Consider the following 19883-nt stretch of genomic DNA (forward strand, 5'->3'; position numbering starts at 1 on the left):
TGCTCCGTTCGTCGCCACCACTCTGGCCCCGACCCCGGACGAGTGCGATGGGCACGACACGGGACGTCACAGCCGTGCGCTCGGGAACATCGGGCGGCCGTCGGCCGTTGCGACCCGTGTCGGCCGGAGCCGGGCCCCTCGGGGGGCCTCGGTACGATCGACGGGAAGGGACACCGTGACCACCACCTCCTCCGCACCATCCACCCACCGTCCGGGGCTGTCCGACGACGACGCCCGCCGTCTGCGCGCCGACTTCCCGCTCCTCGGGCAGGACGTCAACGGCGAGCCGCTCGCTTACCTCGACTCGGGGACGACCGCCCAACGGCCGGCGTCCGTGCTCGACGCCGAGCGGCGCTTCCTCGAGACGACGAACTCGGCCGTGCACCGGGGCGCCCACACGCTCGCCGCCCTGTCGACCGAGGCCTACGAAGAGGCGCGCGAGACGGTCGCCCGCTTCGTCGGTGCCGACGTCGACGAGATCGTCTGGACCTCCAACGCCACCGACGCCCTCAACCTCGTCGCGTACGGCGTCGCGAACGCGACGCACGGGCGGGGTGGTGAGGCCGCGCGACGCTTCGCCCTCGCGCCCGGCGACGAGATCGTCGTCACCGAGGCCGAACACCACGCGAACCTCGTCCCGTGGCAAGAACTCGCCGCGACGACCGGTGCCAGCCTGCGATTCGTGCCGGTCCGCGACGACGGCACCTGGACCACCGCCGACGCGGCCGCCGTGATCGGACCCCGCACGCGCCTCCTCGCCTTCGCCCACGTCTCGAACGTCACCGGCCTCGTCGCGCCCGTCGCCGAGCTGGTGGCGCTGGCGCACGACGTCGGCGCCCTCGTCGTCCTCGACGCCTGCCAGTCGGTCCCGCACCGCCCCGTCGACCTCCACGACCTCGACGTCGACTTCGCCGCATTCTCGGGCCATAAGATGCTGGGGCCCACGGGCATCGGCGTCCTCTACGGCCGGGCCGAGCTGCTGAACGCCCTGCCGCCGTTCCGGACCGGCGGCTCGATGATCACGACGGTGACGATGGAGGGCTCCGAGTACCTCCCCGCTCCGCAGCGCTTCGAGGCCGGCACGCAGCCCGTGTCCCAGGCCGTCGCCCTGGCCGAGGCCGTGCGCTACCTCGACGCCGTCGGCATGGACCGGGTGCGCGCCCACGAGGAGGCCCTCGCCGACCTGCTCGTCCGCGGCCTCGAGGCCGTCGACGGCGTCACGGTCGTGGGTCCGCCGGCCGGTGTGCCGCGATCGGGACTCGCCAGCTTCGTCGTCGACGGGGTGCACGCCCACGACGTCGGCCAGTTCCTCGACGCGCGCGGCGTCGCCGTGCGGGTCGGCCACCACTGCGCCCAGCCACTGCACCGTCGTCTCGGGGTGACGGCCACGACGCGGGCCAGCACCTACCTGTACTCGTCGAGCGACGAGGTCGACCGGCTGGTCGCCGGGGTCGCCGAGGTCCGCGGCTACTTCGGCGTCGTCGGCCCGGAGCCCGTCGACGAGAAGGCCGAGGAGGCGCGGTGAGCGCCGCCCTCGACGGCCTGTACCAGCAGGTCATCCTCGACCACGCCAAGGCGCGCCACGGCGACGGCGAGCTGCCCGGGGCCGACGCGCAGCACCACGAACGCAACCCGACCTGCGGTGACGAGATCACCGTCCGCGTCGCCCTCGAGCCCGGGACCGACCGCATCGCCGACCTCCGCTGGCAGGGCGCCGGCTGCAGCATCTCGATGGCCTCCGCCTCGGTGCTGGCGCAGCTGGCTCCGGGTCGCACGCTGACCGAGCTCGACGCACTCGTCGGAGAGTTCCGCGAGATGATGCGGTCCCGGGGCGCCGGGGAGCCCGACGACGAGGTCCTCGGCGACGCGGTCGTGTTCCACGGTGTCTCGAAGTTCGTCATGAGGGTGAAGTGCGGCATGCTCGCGTGGGTCGCGGCGGAGGCCTGTTCGACCGAACTGCGCGCCGTCTGAGCCGACCCGGGCCTCGTCGCCCGTCGAGGCCCTGGTCGGCCTGTCGGCGGTCGGTCGGCGACTAAAGTGGTCCCCGCCCCTCGACGATAGGAACCACCGCCGTGTCCGACCAGACCGACATCGACCCGACCGCCTCCTCAGCCGCGCCCGGCCTCTCGGCCGTCGAGGCCACCGCGACGACGACCGGCTCCGAGCTGTTCACCGACAAGTCGGTCGTGGCCGTCCGCGTGTCCGGCGAACTCCGCGACCTCGCGACCGAACTGCACGCGGGCGACGTGGCCGAGCCGATCACGATCGACTCGCCCGACGGCCTGGCCATCCTCCGGCACTCGGCTGCGCACGTGATGGCCCAGGCGGTGCAGCAGATCAACCCCGAGGCCAGGCTCGGCATCGGACCGCCCGTCACCGACGGCTTCTACTACGACTTCGACGTCGCGGAGCCCTTCACCCCCGACGACCTCAAGGCCATCGAGAAGGGCATGGAGCGCATCATCCGTCAGGGCCAGCGCTTCCGTCGTCGCGTCGTGACCGACGACGAGGCCCGCGAGCTGCTCGCCCACGAACCGTTCAAGCTCGAGCTCATCGGGCTCAAGGGCGGGTCGGCCGACGAGCTCGGCGCCGACGGCGAGTCGGTCGAGGTGGGCGGGGCCGAGCTCACGGTCTACGACAACCTCGACCCGAAGACCGGCGAGGTCGTCTGGTTCGACCTCTGCCGCGGTCCCCACGTGCCCAGCACGCGCCTCCTCGGCAACGCCACGAAGCTGATGCGCGTGGCGGCCGCCTACTGGCGCGGGTCCGAGAAGAACCCCCAGCTGCAACGCATCTACGGCACGGCGTGGCCCACCAAGGACGACCTGCGCGCCTACCAGGCCCGACTCGAGGAGGCCGCCAAGCGCGACCACCGCAAGCTCGGCGCCGAGCTCGACCTCTTCTCGTTCCCCGACGAGATCGGCTCGGGTCTCGCGATCTTCCACCCGAAGGGCGGCATCATCCGTCGCCAGATGGAGGACTACTCGCGCGAACGCCACGAGAAGGCCGGGTACGAGTTCGTCTACACGCCGCACATCACCAAGGCGGCCCTGTTCGAGACCTCGGGCCACCTGGGGTGGTACAAGGACGGCATGTTCCCGGCGATGCACCTCGACGAGGCACGCAACGACGAGGGCGAGATCACCCGTCAGGGTGCGGACTACTACCTCAAGCCGATGAACTGCCCGATGCACATCCTGGCGTACCGTTCGTCGGCCAAGTCCTACCGTGACCTGCCACAGCGCCTGTTCGAGTTCGGCACCGTGTACCGCAACGAGAAGTCCGGCGTCATCCACGGGCTCACCCGCGTGCGCGGCATGACCCAGGACGACGCGCACATCTTCACCACCCGTGACGACATGGCGGCCGAGCTCAAGGGCACGCTCGACTTCGTCCTCAGCCTGCTGCGCGACTACGGCCTCGACGACTTCTACCTCGAGCTGTCCACCAAGGACCCCGAGAAGTACGTGGGCGACGACGCCACCTGGGACGAGGCGACGGCGACGCTGAGGCAGGTCGCAGAAGAGACCGGCCTCGAACTCGTACCCGACCCGGCCGGCGCGGCGTTCTACGGGCCGAAGATCTCGGTCCAGGCACGCGACGCGATCGGACGCACCTGGCAGATGTCGACGGTGCAGCTCGACTTCAACCTGCCCGAGCGCTTCGACCTCGAGTACACGGCGGCCGACGGCTCGCGTCAGCGTCCGGTCATGATCCACCGGGCGTTGTTCGGTTCGATCGAGCGCTTCTTCGGCGTGCTCACCGAGCACTACGCCGGGGCCTTCCCGGTCTGGCTGGCGCCCGTCCAGGTCGTGGCGATCCCCGTCGCCGACGAGTACGGCGACTACCTCGACGGCGTCGTGGCACGTCTGCGCGAGGTCGGCGTCCGGGCGCAGGTCGACCACAGCGACGACCGCATGCCGAAGAAGATCCGCACGCACACCAAGGCCAAGGTGCCGTTCCAGTTGATCGCCGGCGAGGACGACCGCGCGGCCGGGGCCGTCAGCTTCCGCTACCGGGACGGCTCACAGGAGAACGGCGTGCCGCTCGACGAGGCGATCGCCAAGATCGTCGCCGCCATCGAGACCAAGGCCCAGGTCTGAGCGTGGTCGCCGACGGGTCCGCGGCCGAGTCCTCCGCCGACTTCGCCGCGGTCCCCGACGCGTTCCAGCGACTCTGGACGCCGCACCGCGCCGTCTACGTCGAGGCGGGCCAGGGCGCCCACGACGACTCCTGCCCGTTCTGCAGCGCCCCCTCGAGGTCGGACGACGACGCGCTCATCGTGGCCCGGGGCGAACACGCCTACGTGTTGCTCAACCTCTACCCCTACAACCCGGGGCACCTGCTGGTCTGCCCGTACCGGCACGTCTCCACCTACGACCTCGCCACCTCCGACGAGGTGGCCGAGATCGCGTCCCTGACCCAGACCGCCATGCGGGTCCTCACACAGGTGTCCCACGCGCAGGGCTTCAACATCGGCATGAACCAGGGGCAGGTCGGCGGAGCCGGCATCGCGGCCCACCTGCACCAACACGTGGTGCCGCGCTACGGCGGCGACTCGAACTTCTTCCCGATCATCGCTCAGACGAAGGCCGTCACGCAGCTGCTCGGCGACGTCCGCGTCGCGGTCTCCGAGGCCTGGCCGAGGGACGGCGACGGCACGACGCCGACGGCGGCGTCGGCGGTCTGATCGGGCCTAAGATAGGGGCCATCATGAGCGACACGACCCCTGCCTCCCACCAGTCCTCCACCACCGGTTCGAGCCGCGTCAAGCGCGGTCTCGCCGAGATGCTCAAGGGCGGCGTCATCATGGACGTCGTCAACGTCGAGCAGGCGAAGATCGCCGAAGACGCCGGGGCCGTGGCCGTCATGGCCCTCGAGCGCGTTCCCGCCGACATCCGGTCCCAGGGCGGTGTCGCCCGCATGAGCGACCCCGACATGATCGACGAGATCGTGGCGGCGGTCTCGATCCCCGTCATGGCGAAGGCCCGCATCGGCCACTTCGTCGAGGCCCAGATCCTCCAGACCCTCGGCGTGGACTACATCGACGAGTCCGAGGTGCTGAGCCCGGCCGACTACGTCAACCACATCGACAAGTGGAACTTCACCGTCCCCTTCGTCTGCGGGGCCACCAACCTGGGCGAGGCGCTGCGTCGCATCACCGAGGGCGCGGCCATGATCCGCTCCAAGGGCGAGGCCGGCACCGGTGACGTGTCCGAGGCCACCAAGCACATCCGCACGATCTCGAAAGAGATCGCCCAGCTCCGTGGGCTCAAGTCCGACGAGCTCTACGTCGCCGCGAAAGAACTGCAGGCTCCCTTCGAGCTCGTGAAAGAGATCGCCGAGACCGGCAAGCTCCCCGTCGTCCTCTTCACTGCGGGCGGCGTCGCGACACCCGCCGACGCGGCGCTCATGATGCAGCTCGGTGCCGACGGCGTCTTCGTCGGTTCGGGCATCTTCAAGTCGGGCAACCCGGCCGACCGTGCCAAGGCGATCGTCAAGGCCACCACCTTCTTCGACGACCCCCAGGTCGTGGCCGACGCGTCGCGCGGTCTCGGCGAGGCGATGGTCGGCATCAACGTGCCCGACCTCCCCGCACCGCACCGCCTCGCCGAGCGCGGCTGGTGACCTCGGCGGTCGATCGTCGGTGATGCCCGACCGAACGCCCCGGGTCGGCGTCCTGGCCCTGCAAGGCGATTTCCGTGAACACCTGGCCGTCCTGACCTCGCTGGGGGCCGAGGCCGTCCCCGTACGCCGAGCCTCCGAGCTCGACGAGATCGACGGTCTCGTGATCCCGGGCGGCGAGTCCAGCGTCATGGACAAGCTGTCGCGGATGTTCGACCTGGACGGGCCGCTCCGACGGGCGATCGGCTCGGGGATGCCCGTCTACGGGACCTGCGCCGGCCTCATCATGCTCGCGGACCGCATCGTCGACGGCATCCCCGGCCAGCAGAGCATCGGGGGCCTCGACGTCTCGGTCCGGCGCAACGCGTTCGGCTCGCAGACCGACTCGTTCGAGACCGACGTCCACGTCCCCGTGCTCGACGGTCCACCCGTGCACGCGGTCTTCATCCGTGCCCCGGTGGTCGACGCGGTCGGGCCGGCCGCGACGGCGATCGGCGTCCTCGAGGACGGCCGGGTCGTCGCCGTCGAGCAGGGTCCTCTGATGGGCACCTCGTTCCACCCGGAGGTCACCGACGACCTGCGGTTCCACTCGCGGTTCCTCGACAAGGCCCGCGCGCGGGCGTCGCGGTAGACTCGTCGCGATCCACGTCAGCAGTCTGAAGGAGCACCGTGTCCGGGCATTCCAAGTGGGCAACGACCAAGCACAAGAAGGCCGTCATCGACAGTCGACGTGCCAAGTCGTTCGCCAAGCTCATCAAGAACATCGAGGTCGCGGCCAAGCAGGGCGGGGCCGACATGTCCGGCAACCCCACGCTGGTCGACGCCGTCCAGAAGGCCAAGAAGACCTCGGTCCCCAACGACAACATCGACCGGGCCGTCAAGCGCGGTGCCGGTCTCAGCGGCGAGAGCGTCGACTACCAGACGATCATGTACGAGGGGTACGGCCCCAACGGCGTCGCGTTGTTGATCGAGTGCCTCACCGACAACAAGAACCGCGCGGCCGCCAACGTCCGCACGGTGATGTCGCGCAACGGCGGCACCATGGCCGACCCCGGCAGCGTGGCCTACAACTTCAGCCGCAAGGGCGTCATCGCCGTCATGAAGACGGACGACCTCACCGAAGACGACGTCCTCGCCGCCGTCCTCGACGCCGGAGCCGAAGAGGTCACCGATCGTGGTGAAGGCTTCGAGATCGTCACCGAGGCCTCCGACCTGGTCCCGGCCCGTTCGGCCCTCCAGGACGCCGGCATCGACTACGACTCGGCCGACATCGAGTTCGTGCCCGGGCTCAAGATCGAGGTCGACCTCGAGACGGCACGCAAGGTCTTCCGACTCATCGACGCCCTCGACGACGACGACGACGTGCAGAACGTCTACGCGAACCACGACGTCCCCGCCGACGTGCAGGCCGCGCTCGACGACGAAGAATAGGCCGCCGCGGTGACGCTCCGGGTGCTCGGCATCGACCCCGGGCTCACCCGATGCGGGGTCGGCGTGGTCGAGGTCGACGCCCAGCGGCGTGCGACCCTGGTCGACGTGCAGGTCATCCGCACCGCCCCCGACCTCGCCCTCGAGTTGCGTCTCCTCGCCCTGGGTCGCGGTCTCGAGGCGCTCATCGACAAGCACCGGCCGGACGCCATGGCGATCGAGCGGGTCTTCGCCCAACAGAACGTCCGCAGCGTCATGGGGGTGGCACAGGTCAGCGGCCTCGCCCTGCGTGCCGCTGCCGAACGCGAGATCCCCGTCACGCTGCACACGCCGTCCGAGGTGAAGGCGGCCGTGACCGGCTACGGGTCGGCCGACAAGAAGCAGGTCGGGACGATGGTCGCCCGGTTGCTCGGGCTCGCCGAGGCGCCCCGGCCGGCGGACGCCGCCGACGCCCTGGCCCTGGCCATCTGCCATGCCTGGCGGGGTGCGCCCGTCGCCGCCCGCGCCTCCTCGGGTTCCCTCACGCCGGCCCAGCGAGCGTGGCGCGACGCCGAGAAGTCGGTGCGCACTCCTAGGCTGGGGGCATGATCTCGAGTGTCCGCGGTACCGTCCTGTCCGCGTCCGGCACATCGGTCGTGGTCGAGGTCGGCGGCGTGGGCCTCCGTGTCTCGGTCACCCCACAACTCGCACTGACGGTCCGCGTCGGCGAGCAGGCGCTCGTCCACACGGCGTTGATCGTCCGAGAAGACGACCTCTCGCTCTTCGGCTTCGCCGACCGCGAAGAACTCGAGGTCTTCGACCTGCTCCGCAGCGTCACCGGCGTCGGTCCGAAGTCGGCCCAGGGCGTCCTGTCGACGCTCACGCCCCATCAGGTCGCCACCGCCGTCGCCGCCGACGATGACGCCGCGTTCCGACGCGTCTCGGGCATCGGGCCGAAGACGGCCAAGCTCATCGTCCTCTCGCTGACCGGCAAGCTCGACGTGGCACCGACCGCGCCGACCGTCACGGCGGCGTCGACGACGGCTGCCGACGTGCTCGTCGCGTTGGTCGGGCTCGGGTGGTCCGACCGTGAGGCGCAGGCCGCCATCGACGCCGTCGTGGCGGACCGGGGCGACGCCGTCGCGGTGGCCGTGCCGCAGTTGCTGCGTGCCGCACTCGGTCACCTCGGTCCGCAGAAGTCCGCCGGGGCCCGAGCGTGAGCGACGACGACCTGACCCGCCCCACGCTCGAGTCCGAGGCCGAGCTGGCCTTCGAAGGGGCGCTGCGGCCCACCTCGCTCGGCGAGTTCGTCGGGCAGTCCAAGGTGCGGGGCCAGCTCGAGCTGCTGCTCAAGGCCGCGACGATGCAGGGCCGCACCCCCGACCACATCCTGCTCGCCGGACCGCCCGGGCTCGGCAAGACGACCCTGGCCATGATCGTGGCCCACGAAGGGGCTCGGCCGTTGCGCATGTCGTCGGGTCCCGCGATCCAGCACGCGGGCGACCTGGCCGCCGTCCTCTCCGCTCTCGTGCCGGGGGAGGTGCTCTTCATCGACGAGATCCATCGCATGGCGCGGCCGGCCGAAGAGATGCTGTACCTCGCGATGGAGGACTACCGGATCGACATCATGGTGGGCAAGGGGGCAGGAGCGACCAGCATCCCCCTCGAGTTGTCGCCCTTCACGCTCGTCGGTGCGACCACCCGCAGCGGACTGCTGCCCAACCCCCTACGCGACCGGTTCGGCTTCACGGCGCACCTCGAGTTCTACGACGAGGCCGAGCTGACCGAGGTCCTCCGCCGGGCGGCGTCCCTCCTCGGCATCGTCATCGACGGTGCCGCCCTGGCCGAGATCGCCGGACGGTGCCGGGGCACGCCTCGCATCGCGAACCGCCTGCTCCGACGCGTCCGCGACTACGCGCTCGTCCACGGGCGGGATGCCGACCTGACGACCGTGCGCGAAGCGCTCGATCTCTACGACGTCGATTCGCTGGGGCTCGACCGGCTCGACCGTGAGGTCGTCCGCACGGTGCTGACCCGGTTCGGCGGCGGACCCGTCGGCCTCAACACCCTCGCGGTCTCGGTGGGAGAAGAGGCCGACACGATCGAGTCGGTCGTCGAGCCGTTCCTCGTCCGGGTGGGCCTGCTCACCCGCACGCCGCGGGGACGCATCGCCACTCCCGAGGCCTGGCGGCACTTCGGTCTGGCGCACGCCTCAGGGGCGCTCTTCGGCGATGACCTATAATTCCTGCAGGTCCGAGGCCTTCGCTCGCTGAAGCGAGTCCCGCTCGGCCCACACCCCCAACAGCGAAAGGGAGTTCCGCATGGATCCCGCAACCCTCATCATGGTCCTCCTCCTGGTGGTCCTCGTCGTCTTCATGTTCCGCAACAAGAAGAAGCGCGACCGTCAGCAGGCCGAACTGCAGAACAAGCTCGTCCCCGGCGTCGAGGTCATGCTCTCGTTCGGCGTCTACGGCACCGTCGTCTCCATCGACGACGAGAACAACGTCGCCGAGGTCGAGGTCTCGCCCGGCACCGTCCTCAAGGTCCACCGTCAGACCCTGGGTCGCGTCGTCGAACCGGTCATCGACGAGCCCGTCGCCGACGACGCCGACTCGCTGGCCGACGGCTCCACCGAGCACGACCGCGTCATCGACGACGCTCCCGAGTTCGGTGAACGCGCCACGTCCGCACCGGTCGATTCGACGGTCGCCAAGGACTCCGACACCAAGGCCTGACCCGACGACCGCCTCGGCCGCCTGGCGCGGCCGGGTCCGATCCACGGCGCGCGCTCCACGTGAGCGCGCGCTCCCATGAGAAAGCAGAGTTCCTCCGTGGCACGCTCGACGCCGGTGAAGAAAGCAATACGATCCCTGACCTGGTTGTTGGTCATCATCGCCGGCCTCACGGCCCTGAACGGCACGGCCACGTTCCTGAACGACTCCGGTCGTGACGGGTGGTGGAACGGAGCGAGTTGGGTGCCCGAACTGGCCCTCGACCTGCAGGGCGGCACGCAGATCACCCTGGCGGCCCAGCTCCAGAGCGGCGAGACGGTGTCGTCGGAGCAGCTGGACCAGGCGGTCACGATCATCCGGCAGCGCATCGACTCGGCCGGCGTCTCGGAATCCGAGATCACCAAGCAGGGCACGCAGAACATCGTCGTGTCCATCCCCGGACGACCCGACAACGCGACCCTCGAACGCATCGAGGCGTCGGCCAAGCTGACCTTCCGCCCCGTGCTCTACACCGAGGCGGTCTCGAACGCCGCGGTCGGCGGAGAAGGCGACGGCGCCACTGCCAGCCCGAGCGCCACGCCCTACACCCCCAACCCCGAGCTCGAGAGCACGCCGACCGCGTCCCCGACGAACGCGTCCGACCTGGCGTGGATCACCCCCCAACTCGCCGACCTCTACCAGAACTACGACTGCGCGGCCGAGAACGACCTGGCCACGGCCCGTGACGACGAGCCACTGGTCACCTGCTCCACCGACGGCACGGCCAAGTACATCCTCGGCCCGGTCGAGGTGCAGGGTTCCGACATCAGCGACGCCACGAACGGCCTCGCCGCCGACTCGCAGGGCAACTCGACGAACACCTGGGCCGTGAACCTCGAGTTCAACGGCCAGGGCACCGACCGGTTCTCCCAGGTCACCTCGCGCCTCGTCTCGTTGCAGGCGCCGCAGAACCAGTTCGCCGTGACCCTCGACAACCAGGTCATCACGGCGCCGTCCGCGAACGCCGCCATCACCGACGGCCGGGCCCAGATCACGGGCCAGTTCACGCAGGACTCCTCGAAAACCCTCGCCGACCAGCTGAAGTTCGGTGCCCTCCCGCTCAGCTTCTCGGTCCAGAGCAACGAGACGATCACCGCGACCCTCGGACAGACCCAGCTGATCAGCGGCCTGATCGCCGGCCTCATCGGCCTGATCCTGGTGGTCATCTACTCGCTGATCCAGTACCGGGCCCTCGCCTTCGTGACCGTCCTGTCGCTGGTCATCGCCGCCGTGCTCACCTACCTCGTGATCGCCATCCTGTCCTGGCGAGAGGGCTACCGCCTCTCGCTGGCGGGGGTGACCGGTCTGATCGTGGCCATCGGCATCACGGCCGACTCATTCATCGTCTACTTCGAACGCATCCGGGACGAACTCCGCGACGGTCGCATCCTCGAGAGCGCCGTCGAATCGGGCTGGAAGCGCGCCATCCGCACGATCATCGCGTCCGACACGGTGAACTTCCTGGCGGCCATCACGCTCTTCATCCTCGCGGTCGGCAACGTCAAGGGCTTCGCGCTCACCTTGGGCATCACCACGGTGATCGACCTGATCGTGGTCTCGCTGTTCACCCACCCCATGCTCCAGCTCATCGCCCGGACGCGGTTCTTCGGCGAAGGCCACTCGTTCAGCGGGCTCAACCCACGCGCCCTCGGCGCGGTCTACCGGGGGCGGGCGCAGTTCCGAACCCCGGCCGTCGTCGGCCGCAAGCAAGCGGGCGGTCGCGAGGCCGTCAAGCGTCAGACCATCGCCGAGCGCAAAGCCGCCGAGAAGAACACCGAGCGCGTCGACTCGTCGACCGCCGGTGAAGGGAAGAAGGACTCCTGATGGCCAGTTTCTCGAAATTCGGCAACGACCTCTACACGGGTGCCCGGTCGTACGACATCGTCGGCCACCGCCGCCGCTGGTACTGGATCGCCGCCCTGGTCATCCTCATCTCGGTCACCGTCCCGTTCCTCCGCGGCGGCTTCCACTTCGGCATCGAGTTCACGGGTGGGTCGGAGTTCCAGGTCGCCCAGCCGGCCGAACTCGACCAGGACGTCGCCACGACGACCGTCGACGAGGTCGTACCCGGTTCGAACCCGCGGGTCACCCAGGTCGGCACCGACACGATCCGCGTGCAGACCTCGCAGCTGGAAGCCGCTCAGACGAACGACGTGGCGGCGGCGTTGGCCACCGCGTACGACGTCCCCGACGATCGAGTGACCTCGTCCTTCATCGGTGCCTCATGGGGTGCCGACATCACGAGCCAGGCCATCAAGGGTCTCGTGATCTTCCTGATCCTCGCCGCGATCGGCATGACGCTGTACTTCCGAACCTGGAAGATGTCGTTGGCCGCCATGGCAGCCCTGCTGCACGACCTCGTGCTGACCGCGGGCATCTACGGCATCGTCGGCTTCGAGGTCACCCCGGCGGCGGTCATCGGCTTCCTGACGATCCTCGGCTACTCGCTCTACGACACCGTGGTGGTGTTCGACAAGATCCGCGAGAACACCGCCGACGACGGCGAGGGCTCACGACGCACGTTCGGACAGTCCGTGAACCTGGCCGTCAACCAGACGTTGGTCCGGTCGATCAACACGTCGGTCGTGGCGCTCCTCCCCGTCGCGGCGATCCTCTTCATCGGGGCATTCGTCCTGGGAGCGGGCACCCTCCGCGACATCTCCCTGGCGCTCTTCATCGGCATCCTGGTCGGTACCTACTCGACGATCTTCATCGCCTCACCGCTCTACGCCACGCTCCGCCTCCGTGAGCCGGACATCGCGAAACGCGATGCCCGCAAGCTCGAGGCACAGAAGACCGAGCCCCTCACCGTCGACGAGACGGTGGGCGCATGATCGGCGACCACCGTCGACCCGAGATCGGGGCCGACGCCGCCATCGACGCCCTGTCCGACGGCACCTACGTGCTCGACGTCCGAGAACCGCACGAATGGGATGAAGGTCATGCGCCCGGCGCGACGTCCATCCCACTGTCCGAGCTGAACGAACGGGTCGGGGAGGTCCCCACCGACCGCCCCGTCCTCGTCGTCTGCCACTCCGGCATGCGGTCGGCCCGCGCAACGGACGCCCTCCGAGGCGTCGGCGTGGACGCCCGCAACGTCGTCGGTGGGATGCTCGCCTGGCGGGACGCGGGGGGCACGGTCGTGGCAGACGACGGCCACCCCGGGGCGTCGGTCGACTGACGGCCGACGGGTACCCTTGACCCCACGGAGTCCACGTCCGACCACGACGGCCGGCGGTGGCGCTCCGACCCGAGAGAACGAGGTGCAGCCGTGACCGAGATCACCACACGGAACAACTCCGCACCGCCCGAGACGCCCGGCGGTCAGAACACGGCCTCGTTGCGGACGCTCCTGCCTCGACTCTTCTCGCGCAGCCAACCGGCGGGCGCCGTCGACCGCTTGATCAAGACCGTGCGCATGCACCATCCCAAGGCCGACATCGTCATCATCGAGCGGGCCTACTCGGTGGCCGAGAAGGCGCACACGGGGCAACTGCGCAAGAGCGGCGAACCGTACATCACCCATCCCGTCGCGGTGGCGCAGATCCTCGCCGACCTGGGCATCGGCGCCAAGACCGTCGCGGCTGCACTGCTGCACGACACCGTCGAGGACACCGACTACACGCTGGCGATGCTGCAGCGCGACTTCGGGGACGAGATCGCGATGCTCGTCGACGGGGTCACCAAGCTCGACAAGCTGAAGTACGGCGACAGCGCTCAGGCCGAGACCGTCCGGAAGATGGTCGTGGCCATGTCGAAAGACATCCGGGTCCTCGTCATCAAGCTCGCCGACCGGCTGCACAACGCTCGGACCTGGGGTTTCGTCGAGTCGGCGTCAGCGACCCGCAAGGCCACCGAGACCCTCGAGATCTACGCCCCCCTGGCGCACCGGCTCGGCATCCAGACCATCAAATGGGAGCTCGAGGACCTCTCGTTCGCGGTGCTCCACCCCAAGCTCTACGTCGAGATCGACAACCTGGTCAAACAGCGCACGCCGCAACGCGAGCAGTTCGTGCAGAACGTCATCAACGCCGTCAAGTCCGACCTCAAGTCGACGAAGATCCGCGGCGACGTCATGGGTCGGCCCAAGCAGTACTACTCGATCTACCAGAAGATGATCGTCCGGGGTCGGGAGTTCGACGAGATCTACGACCTCGTCGGCATCCGCATCCTCGTCAACTCGCTCCGCGACTGCTACGCGGTGTTGGGCTCGATCCACGCCCGGTGGAACCCGATCCCCGGCCGCTTCAAGGACTACATCGCCACGCCGAAGTTCAACCTGTACCAGTCGCTGCACACGACCGTGATCGGTCCCAAGGGGCGACCCGTCGAGATCCAGATCCGCACGCACGAGATGCACCAGCGGGCCGAGTTCGGCGTGGCCGCCCACTGGAAGTACAAGCAGCGCATGAACGGCGGGCGCGACGACCAGGGCGGAGCGAAGACCGAGACCGACATGGCCTGGCTCGCCCACATCTCGGACTGGCAGGCCGAGACGGCGGACCCCAGTGAGTTCCTGGACAGCCTCCGTTTCGAGATCGGCGCGAAGGAGGTCTACGTCTTCACGCCCCAGGGCAAGGTCATCGGCTTGCCGTCGGGAGCGACCCCGGTCGACTTCGCCTACGCCGTGCACACCGAGGTCGGACACCGCACGATGGGCGCCAAGGTCAACGGTCGCCTCGTGCCCCTCGAGAGCGTCCTGTCGAGTGGCGACGTCGTCGAGGTCTTCACCTCGAAGAACCCCGACTCGGGGCCGAGCCAGGACTGGCTCGCCTTCGTCAAGAGCCCCCGCGCCCGGAACAAGATCAGGCAGTGGTTCACGAAAGAACGCCGCGACGAGGCCATGGAGCAGGGCAAGGACGCCATCGCCCGTGCCATGCGGAAGCAGAACCTGCCGCTCCAGAAGCTGATGACACAGGACAGCATCGCCGAAGTCGCCGCCACCATGCGGTACGACGACGTGTCGAGTCTCTACGCGGCCGTCGGCGAGGGCCACATCTCGACCCAGTCCGTCATCGAGAAGATCCTCGCCGCGGTCCACACGCAGACCGAGGTCGACGAAGGCGAGTTCGAGTTCCCCAGCCAAGGTCGAGCACGGCCGTTGCGCAACAGCGACTCGGGCGTGCTGGTCCGAGGGGCCCCGGACATCCTGGTGAAACTCGCCAAGTGCTGCACTCCCGTGCCGGGCGACCAGATCGTCGGATTCGTGACCCGAGGCCAGGGCGTCAGCGTCCACCAGGCGAACTGCCACAACGTCCAGGGCCTGTTGAAAGAGCCCGAGCGGATGATCGAGGTCGAATGGGCTCCCTCGTCCAAGAGCGTGTTCATGGTGCAGATCCAGATCGAGGCCCTCGATCGCAGCGGATTGCTGTCGGACGTCACCCGGGTCCTGAGCGAGCACCACGTCAACATCCTGTCGGCGAGCGTCTCGACCTCTGACGAACGCCTGGCCCTCAGCCGCTTCGTGTTCGAGATGGGGGACACCACCCACCTCGATCGCGTCCTGAACGCGGTCCGACGCATCGACGCCGTGTACGACGTCTACCGGGTCAGCGCCGGCTGAGACGCTGCCTCCGCCGACCGACCGGGTGGGCCTGCGTCTCGTCGCACCTCGTCATCGGCGCGGGCCGCGTCGGCGACGACTGGACAGACTCGATCGAGTCGCTCCACGGTCCGCGTTCGGTGGGGGAGCCGTCCACGTCGATCGAGGACGGCGATCGCGTCGGCGTACGTCACGCCCTGCTGAGACGCGACGTCCCGCGCGGCCGTCTCGTCCTCAGACGCCCAGCCCTCACAGCGAGCGAGGTCGACGACGGTCCGGGCCGGTGTGGTGACGGCCACACCATGGACGGTGACGATCTCGCCCTCGTCGATGACGACCTGTCGGACGATCGAACCCCGACCACGATGCTTCACCCGCGCCGGCGACACCACCAGACCCGAGTGGGGGAGTGGTGCCGGGCCTCGGGCACCCCAGACCCAGGCGGCACTCCGTTCGGCCGCGACGACTCCGGCGCCGAGGGCGATCCCGATCGCGATCGCCCGGCCCCCGGCGTCGTCGATCTCGGCGACGCTGCGCCACGAGCCACCGACCGCGTAGACCTGCCCGTCCAGTGCAGCCGCACGCAGTTCGGGTTCGGGCAGGTCGTCGTGGGTCAGGACCAGGGGGAGACGAGCAGGCATGCACCCAGCCTGGCCGACCCTGCCGACGACGACGAACCGCCCGGCCCTCCCTGTGGAGAATCGGACGGTTCGCGACGTCGGTGGGCGGTCGGCCCCTGACGGTCAGCCCAGGGCGTCGAGCCAGACCTTCCGGGCGTCCAGAGCTTCACGAGCCTCTCTGACACGACGAGCGTCGCCGCTGGCCTCGGCCGTCGCGAGTTCGTCCTCGAGCTTGCTGATGGCGTCGTGCAGTTGGCTCGCGAGCCCCTGGGACCGTGCCTGGCGTTCGGGGTTGTTCTTCTCCCAGAACTGCTCGTCGAGCTGACGCACGTGGGACTCGACCTTGCGGAGGCGATCCTCGACCACCCGGACCTGCTCGCGAGGAACGCGACCGATCTCGTCCCATCGCAGCTGGATCGAGGTGAGGGCCTCGCGCGCCGGGACCCGGTCCGTGACCGTCAGGATCTTCTCGGCCTCGGTGAGCAGCTCGAGTTTCTGTTCGAGGTTGCCCTCGTACTCGGCGGTGTCCTGCGCGACGACCTCGGACTTGGCTGCGTAGAGGACGTCGCCTGCACGCTTGAACTTCGCCCAGAGGGCGTCGTCGTGCTTCTTCCCGGCACGGCCGGCGCGCTTCCAGTCGTCGAGCAGCCCCCGGTAGGCCGAGATGCCGTCGACACCCTTCGGCGCCAGGGCCTCGGCCGATTCGACGAGGGCTTGCTTGCGCTGACGAGCGTCACGGTGGGTCGCGTCGAGTTCGGCGTAGAAGGCCTTGCGGTGCTGGTCGATGGTGGTGCGCGCAGCACGGAATCGTTTCCAGAGGTCGTTGCCCTCGCCCTTCGGGATGCGAGGACCGTCCTGTTGATGCTTCTGCCACCGGGCGAAGATGTCGTCGAGGGTGGCCGTGACCTGCTTCCACTGGACGCGGGCGGGGTCCTGGGCCGCCAGGGCCTCGGCCTCCGTGACGAGAGCGGTGCGGTAGGCGACCGCTTCGGTGAGGGCCTTCTGTGCCTCGGCGCTCTGCTGTTGCGTCAGCTCGTCGACCGTGGAGTCGAGTGCCGACACCCGAAGGCGCAGGGCCTCGAGATCCCCGACCGCGCTCGGTTCGACGAGCTGCTCGCGCAGGTGGGTGACCGTCTTGACGACGTCGCCCGCCGATGCGCCGCGCTTGATGCGCTGCTCGAGCAACGTCACCTGCCCGGCGAGTTCGATGAACTTGCGTTCGTAGTACGCGAGAGCCTCGGCGGGCGTCGCGTCGGGGTACTGCCCCACGGCGCGTTCGCCGTCGCCCTCGCGGACGTAGACCGTGCCGTCGTCGGCGACGCGGCCCCAGGGTGCCTGATCGTCAGTAGCCACTTTTATCCCTTGCTGAACGTGCTCGTCGCGGGACCAGGACAGGCCACCACGATGGGTGCTCAGCCTATTGCACAGCGGACCGCGGCGGACTACTCGATGGTCGCGCCCGTGATCGTCGTCGGCACGACGGGAGCGCCGTCGGTCTCGCTCGTACCGGGAGTCAGGCCCGCGTCCGTGATCTGCGCCTCGAGCTGGTCGAGTCCGCTCGTGACGCGTCCGACCACGGTGTAACCACCCGTCGAGCCGTCGAGGGTGGTGTCGCCGTAGGTGATGAAGAACTGCGTCGACTGCGAGTACGGGTCGGTGCTCCGAGCCATGGCGATCGTCCCCGTCGGGTACACGCCGTCCGACGGGACGTTCTCGAGTGGGCCGAAGGTGAAACCGGCGTCGCCCGTCCCGTCGCCGTTGGCGGACCCGCACTGGATGAACTTCGCCGTCGCGGCGTCGCTCATGCGATGGCAGGTCGTCCCCGTGTAGAAGCCCATCTGGATGAGGTCGATGACGACGCTCGACGCCTGCGGGGCCTTCGCCCCGTCCAGTTCGATCCCGAGCTCGACGCCGTCGTTGAGCGTGAGGCCGCCCGTCCAGGAGCGGCCGTCGGCGATCGCCTCGCTGGGCACGTCCCCGACGTTCTCGCCGGCGGCGGGCGTCGAGGAGGCGCTGGGCGCGTCAGACGGAGCCGCCGCGGGGGCACCGGGACCGCTGGTCGACCAGAACACCTGGGACACGGCCGCGACTCCGACCACGACCACGACGGCGGTCACGGCGAGGACGTTGTCCCGACGGCGTCGGGCGACCTGCGTCGCGTGCACCTGCTGACGAGCGGTGTACCTGCGGAGCCGGTCCCGGCTCTCACGGTCCGGGTTCTTGCTCGGTGCCACGGGTCCTCCAGCTCGGTGATGTCCAGCCTGCACTGTATCGGAGGGCCGGTCTAGCATGGGTCACCATGAGCCCGCTCCCGCAGAGCTCGACCCCTCTCGCGGTCCGCATGCGTCCCACCACCCTCGACGAGGTCGCCGGTCAACGGCACCTCTTGCGGCCCGGCTCGCCTCTGGTCACCCTGGCGTCCGACACGGGTGCCGACCAGGGGGCCGTCTCCGTCATCCTCTGGGGTCCGCCGGGTACGGGGAAGACCACCCTCGCCCAGGCCATCGCCCGCAGCTCCGGCCGACAGTTCATCGAGCTGTCAGCCGTGACCGCGGGAGTCAAGGACGTCCGACAGGTGATGGAGAAGGCCCTGTCGAACCGTGACCTCTACGGCACGACGACCGTGCTCTTCCTCGACGAGATCCATCGCTTCACCAAGGCGCAGCAGGACGCCCTGCTGCCCGGCGTCGAGAACGGCTGGGTCATCCTCATCGCCGCCACCACCGAGAACCCGTCCTTCTCGGTCATCACGCCCCTGCTGTCCCGTTCGCTCCTGCTGACGCTCGAACAGCTCAGCGACGACGACCTGGCCCAGTTGGTCCAGCGGGCGGTCGGCGACCCCCGCGGTCTCGACGGATCCGTGCGCCTCGACGACGAAGCCCTGGCCACCATCGTCCGACTGGCCTCCGGTGACGCCCGACGTGCGCTCACGGCCCTCGAGGCGTCCGCCCAGTCGGCGTGGGCCACGAAGCTCGAGGCCGACGCGGTGCCGACGGCCTCGGCCGACGACGCGTCCGACGCCGACTTCGACCCCGACGCCGAGTACGACGAGAACGATCCCGACGACGACCGTCCGACGATCACGTCCGAGATCGTCGCCCAGTCGGTCGACCGGGCGTTGCTGCGGTACGACCGCAACGGCGACGAGCACTACGACGTCATCAGCGCCTTCATCAAGTCCATCCGGGGGTCCGACGTCGACGCGTCGCTCCATTACCTCGCCCGCATGATCGAGGCGGGTGAGGACCCCCGCTTCATCTGCCGTCGGATCATCGTGTCGGCCGGTGAGGACATCGGCATGGCCGATCCGAACGCACTCACCGTCGCGGTCTCGGCCGCGACCGCCGTGCAGATGATCGGCATGCCCGAGGGACGCATCCCGATGGCCGAGGCCGTCGTCTACCTGGCGACCGCACCCAAGTCGAACCGGTCCTACTCCGCCCTCGACGCCGCGATCGCGGACGTCCGGGCCGGCAAGGCGGGCCGCGTGCCCAAGCACCTGCGCGACGCCCATTACCCCGGGGCACGACGCCTCGGCCACGGGAAGGGCTACCGCTACGCCCACGACTCCGAGTTCGGGGTGGTCGAGCAGCAGTACCTCCCCGACGAACTCGTCGGCCACGAGTACTACGATCCCACCGCCAACGGCAACGAACGCGACGTGGCGGCCCGTCTCGAGAAGCTGCGCCGGATCACCCGGGGGCACTGACGCCACGACCGCCGGCTGCTCGCATCGGCGCCCGGGCTCCTGTATGCTCGGGGGGTTGCCTGTTCTCGGGCGTCGACGCGCGGCTGCTGACGACGACCCGATCAAGGTGCGACGACCTGTAGCCGGTCGCCACCGCGGCACTCACCCCTCTTGTTACGCCGCCCGGCGCTCGCGCGCTGGGGCGGTCCCTGACGAACCACCGACAAGAA

General features: G+C 69.3%; 19 protein-coding genes. 16 read left to right on the forward strand and 3 right to left on the reverse strand.

Annotation, left to right across the window (positions count from 1 at the left end):
* The first annotated feature begins 217 nt into the window (after nucleotides 1-217).
* The 15 genes from ARTHRO9V_RS07935 to ARTHRO9V_RS08005 all read left to right on the forward strand — a co-directional run bounded on the left by ARTHRO9V_RS07935 (nucleotide 218) and on the right by ARTHRO9V_RS08005 (nucleotide 15366).
* A complete protein-coding gene (locus ARTHRO9V_RS07935) occupies nucleotides 218-1525 on the forward strand; it encodes an aminotransferase class V-fold PLP-dependent enzyme (RefSeq protein WP_159828560.1) in 1308 nt (435 codons plus the stop codon).
* On the forward strand, nucleotides 1522-1971 hold the full coding sequence (sufU, locus tag ARTHRO9V_RS07940) for a Fe-S cluster assembly sulfur transfer protein SufU (RefSeq protein WP_123570113.1): 450 nt from the start codon (nucleotides 1522-1524) through the stop codon (nucleotides 1969-1971). Before ARTHRO9V_RS07935 ends, sufU begins: the two co-directional genes overlap by 4 nt.
* Before the next feature lie 194 nt (nucleotides 1972-2165).
* On the forward strand, nucleotides 2166-4103 hold the full coding sequence (gene thrS, locus ARTHRO9V_RS07945; protein WP_236557085.1) for a threonine--tRNA ligase: 1938 nt from the start codon (nucleotides 2166-2168) through the stop codon (nucleotides 4101-4103).
* A gap of 2 nt (nucleotides 4104-4105) precedes the next feature.
* On the forward strand, nucleotides 4106-4690 hold the full coding sequence (locus ARTHRO9V_RS07950; RefSeq protein ID WP_369794371.1) for an HIT domain-containing protein: 585 nt from the start codon (nucleotides 4106-4108) through the stop codon (nucleotides 4688-4690).
* Nucleotides 4691-4713: 23 nt separating this feature from the next.
* Nucleotides 4714-5628 carry a pyridoxal 5'-phosphate synthase lyase subunit PdxS gene (gene pdxS / locus ARTHRO9V_RS07955; protein WP_159826534.1) on the forward strand — a complete coding sequence of 305 codons (915 nt, stop codon included), beginning with the start codon at nucleotides 4714-4716 and terminating at the stop codon, nucleotides 5626-5628.
* Between the two features lie 22 nt (nucleotides 5629-5650).
* Nucleotides 5651-6256 (forward strand): pyridoxal 5'-phosphate synthase glutaminase subunit PdxT, encoded by a 606-nt coding sequence (gene pdxT / locus ARTHRO9V_RS07960; protein ID WP_159826536.1) that lies wholly within the window; start codon nucleotides 5651-5653, stop codon nucleotides 6254-6256.
* A gap of 38 nt (nucleotides 6257-6294) precedes the next feature.
* Nucleotides 6295-7056 carry a YebC/PmpR family DNA-binding transcriptional regulator gene (locus ARTHRO9V_RS07965; RefSeq protein ID WP_056045387.1) on the forward strand — a complete coding sequence of 254 codons (762 nt, stop codon included), beginning with the start codon at nucleotides 6295-6297 and terminating at the stop codon, nucleotides 7054-7056.
* A gap of 9 nt (nucleotides 7057-7065) precedes the next feature.
* Nucleotides 7066-7641 (forward strand): crossover junction endodeoxyribonuclease RuvC, encoded by a 576-nt coding sequence (gene ruvC / locus ARTHRO9V_RS07970; RefSeq protein WP_159826538.1) that lies wholly within the window; start codon nucleotides 7066-7068, stop codon nucleotides 7639-7641.
* The gene (ruvA, locus tag ARTHRO9V_RS07975; protein ID WP_159826540.1) at nucleotides 7638-8252 is read left to right on the forward strand and encodes a Holliday junction branch migration protein RuvA; all 615 of its coding nucleotides are present in this window, start codon (nucleotides 7638-7640) and stop codon (nucleotides 8250-8252) included. The genes ruvC and ruvA overlap by 4 nt, the downstream gene beginning before the upstream one ends.
* A complete protein-coding gene (ruvB, locus tag ARTHRO9V_RS07980; RefSeq protein ID WP_056045381.1) occupies nucleotides 8249-9274 on the forward strand; it encodes a Holliday junction branch migration DNA helicase RuvB in 1026 nt (341 codons plus the stop codon). Before ruvA ends, ruvB begins: the two co-directional genes overlap by 4 nt.
* Before the next feature lie 79 nt (nucleotides 9275-9353).
* Nucleotides 9354-9767 carry a preprotein translocase subunit YajC gene (yajC, locus tag ARTHRO9V_RS07985; RefSeq protein ID WP_123570108.1) on the forward strand — a complete coding sequence of 138 codons (414 nt, stop codon included), beginning with the start codon at nucleotides 9354-9356 and terminating at the stop codon, nucleotides 9765-9767.
* Nucleotides 9768-9863: 96 nt separating this feature from the next.
* On the forward strand, nucleotides 9864-11627 hold the full coding sequence (secD, locus tag ARTHRO9V_RS07990; protein ID WP_056045374.1) for a protein translocase subunit SecD: 1764 nt from the start codon (nucleotides 9864-9866) through the stop codon (nucleotides 11625-11627).
* Complete coding sequence (secF, locus tag ARTHRO9V_RS07995; protein WP_123570107.1) at nucleotides 11627-12637, forward strand: protein translocase subunit SecF; 1011 nt, start codon at nucleotides 11627-11629, stop codon at nucleotides 12635-12637. Before secD ends, secF begins: the two co-directional genes overlap by 1 nt.
* Nucleotides 12634-12984: a rhodanese-like domain-containing protein gene (locus ARTHRO9V_RS08000; RefSeq protein ID WP_159826542.1), complete on the forward strand. Its 351-nt coding sequence runs from the start codon at nucleotides 12634-12636 to the stop codon at nucleotides 12982-12984. Before secF ends, ARTHRO9V_RS08000 begins: the two co-directional genes overlap by 4 nt.
* 237 nt (nucleotides 12985-13221) lie before the next feature.
* Nucleotides 13222-15366, forward strand: a complete 2145-nt coding sequence (locus ARTHRO9V_RS08005; protein ID WP_235452715.1) for a bifunctional (p)ppGpp synthetase/guanosine-3',5'-bis(diphosphate) 3'-pyrophosphohydrolase — start codon at nucleotides 13222-13224, stop codon at nucleotides 15364-15366.
* Here the strand turns inward: ARTHRO9V_RS08005 and ARTHRO9V_RS08010 are convergent.
* From ARTHRO9V_RS08010 to ARTHRO9V_RS08020, 3 genes are all read right to left on the reverse strand, one after another.
* Nucleotides 15345-15986 (reverse strand): type IV toxin-antitoxin system AbiEi family antitoxin, encoded by a 642-nt coding sequence (locus ARTHRO9V_RS08010; RefSeq protein WP_159826544.1) that lies wholly within the window; start codon nucleotides 15984-15986, stop codon nucleotides 15345-15347. The genes ARTHRO9V_RS08005 and ARTHRO9V_RS08010 overlap by 22 nt on opposite strands.
* 102 nt (nucleotides 15987-16088) lie before the next feature.
* The gene (locus tag ARTHRO9V_RS08015; RefSeq protein WP_159826546.1) at nucleotides 16089-17318 is read right to left on the reverse strand and encodes a DUF349 domain-containing protein; all 1230 of its coding nucleotides are present in this window, start codon (nucleotides 17316-17318) and stop codon (nucleotides 16089-16091) included.
* An 89-nt stretch (nucleotides 17319-17407) separates the two neighbouring features.
* Nucleotides 17408-18199: a peptidylprolyl isomerase gene (locus ARTHRO9V_RS08020; protein WP_159826548.1), complete on the reverse strand. Its 792-nt coding sequence runs from the start codon at nucleotides 18197-18199 to the stop codon at nucleotides 17408-17410.
* A gap of 65 nt (nucleotides 18200-18264) precedes the next feature.
* Here ARTHRO9V_RS08020 and ARTHRO9V_RS08025 point away from each other — a divergent pair, with 65 nt between their 5' ends.
* The gene (locus ARTHRO9V_RS08025) at nucleotides 18265-19674 is read left to right on the forward strand and encodes a replication-associated recombination protein A (protein ID WP_123570102.1); all 1410 of its coding nucleotides are present in this window, start codon (nucleotides 18265-18267) and stop codon (nucleotides 19672-19674) included.
* Nucleotides 19675-19883: the final 209 nt, after the last annotated feature.

The sequence above is a fragment of the Frigoribacterium sp. 9N genome (assembly GCF_902506305.1).
In the GTDB taxonomy this organism is placed as follows: domain Bacteria; phylum Actinomycetota; class Actinomycetes; order Actinomycetales; family Microbacteriaceae; genus Frigoribacterium.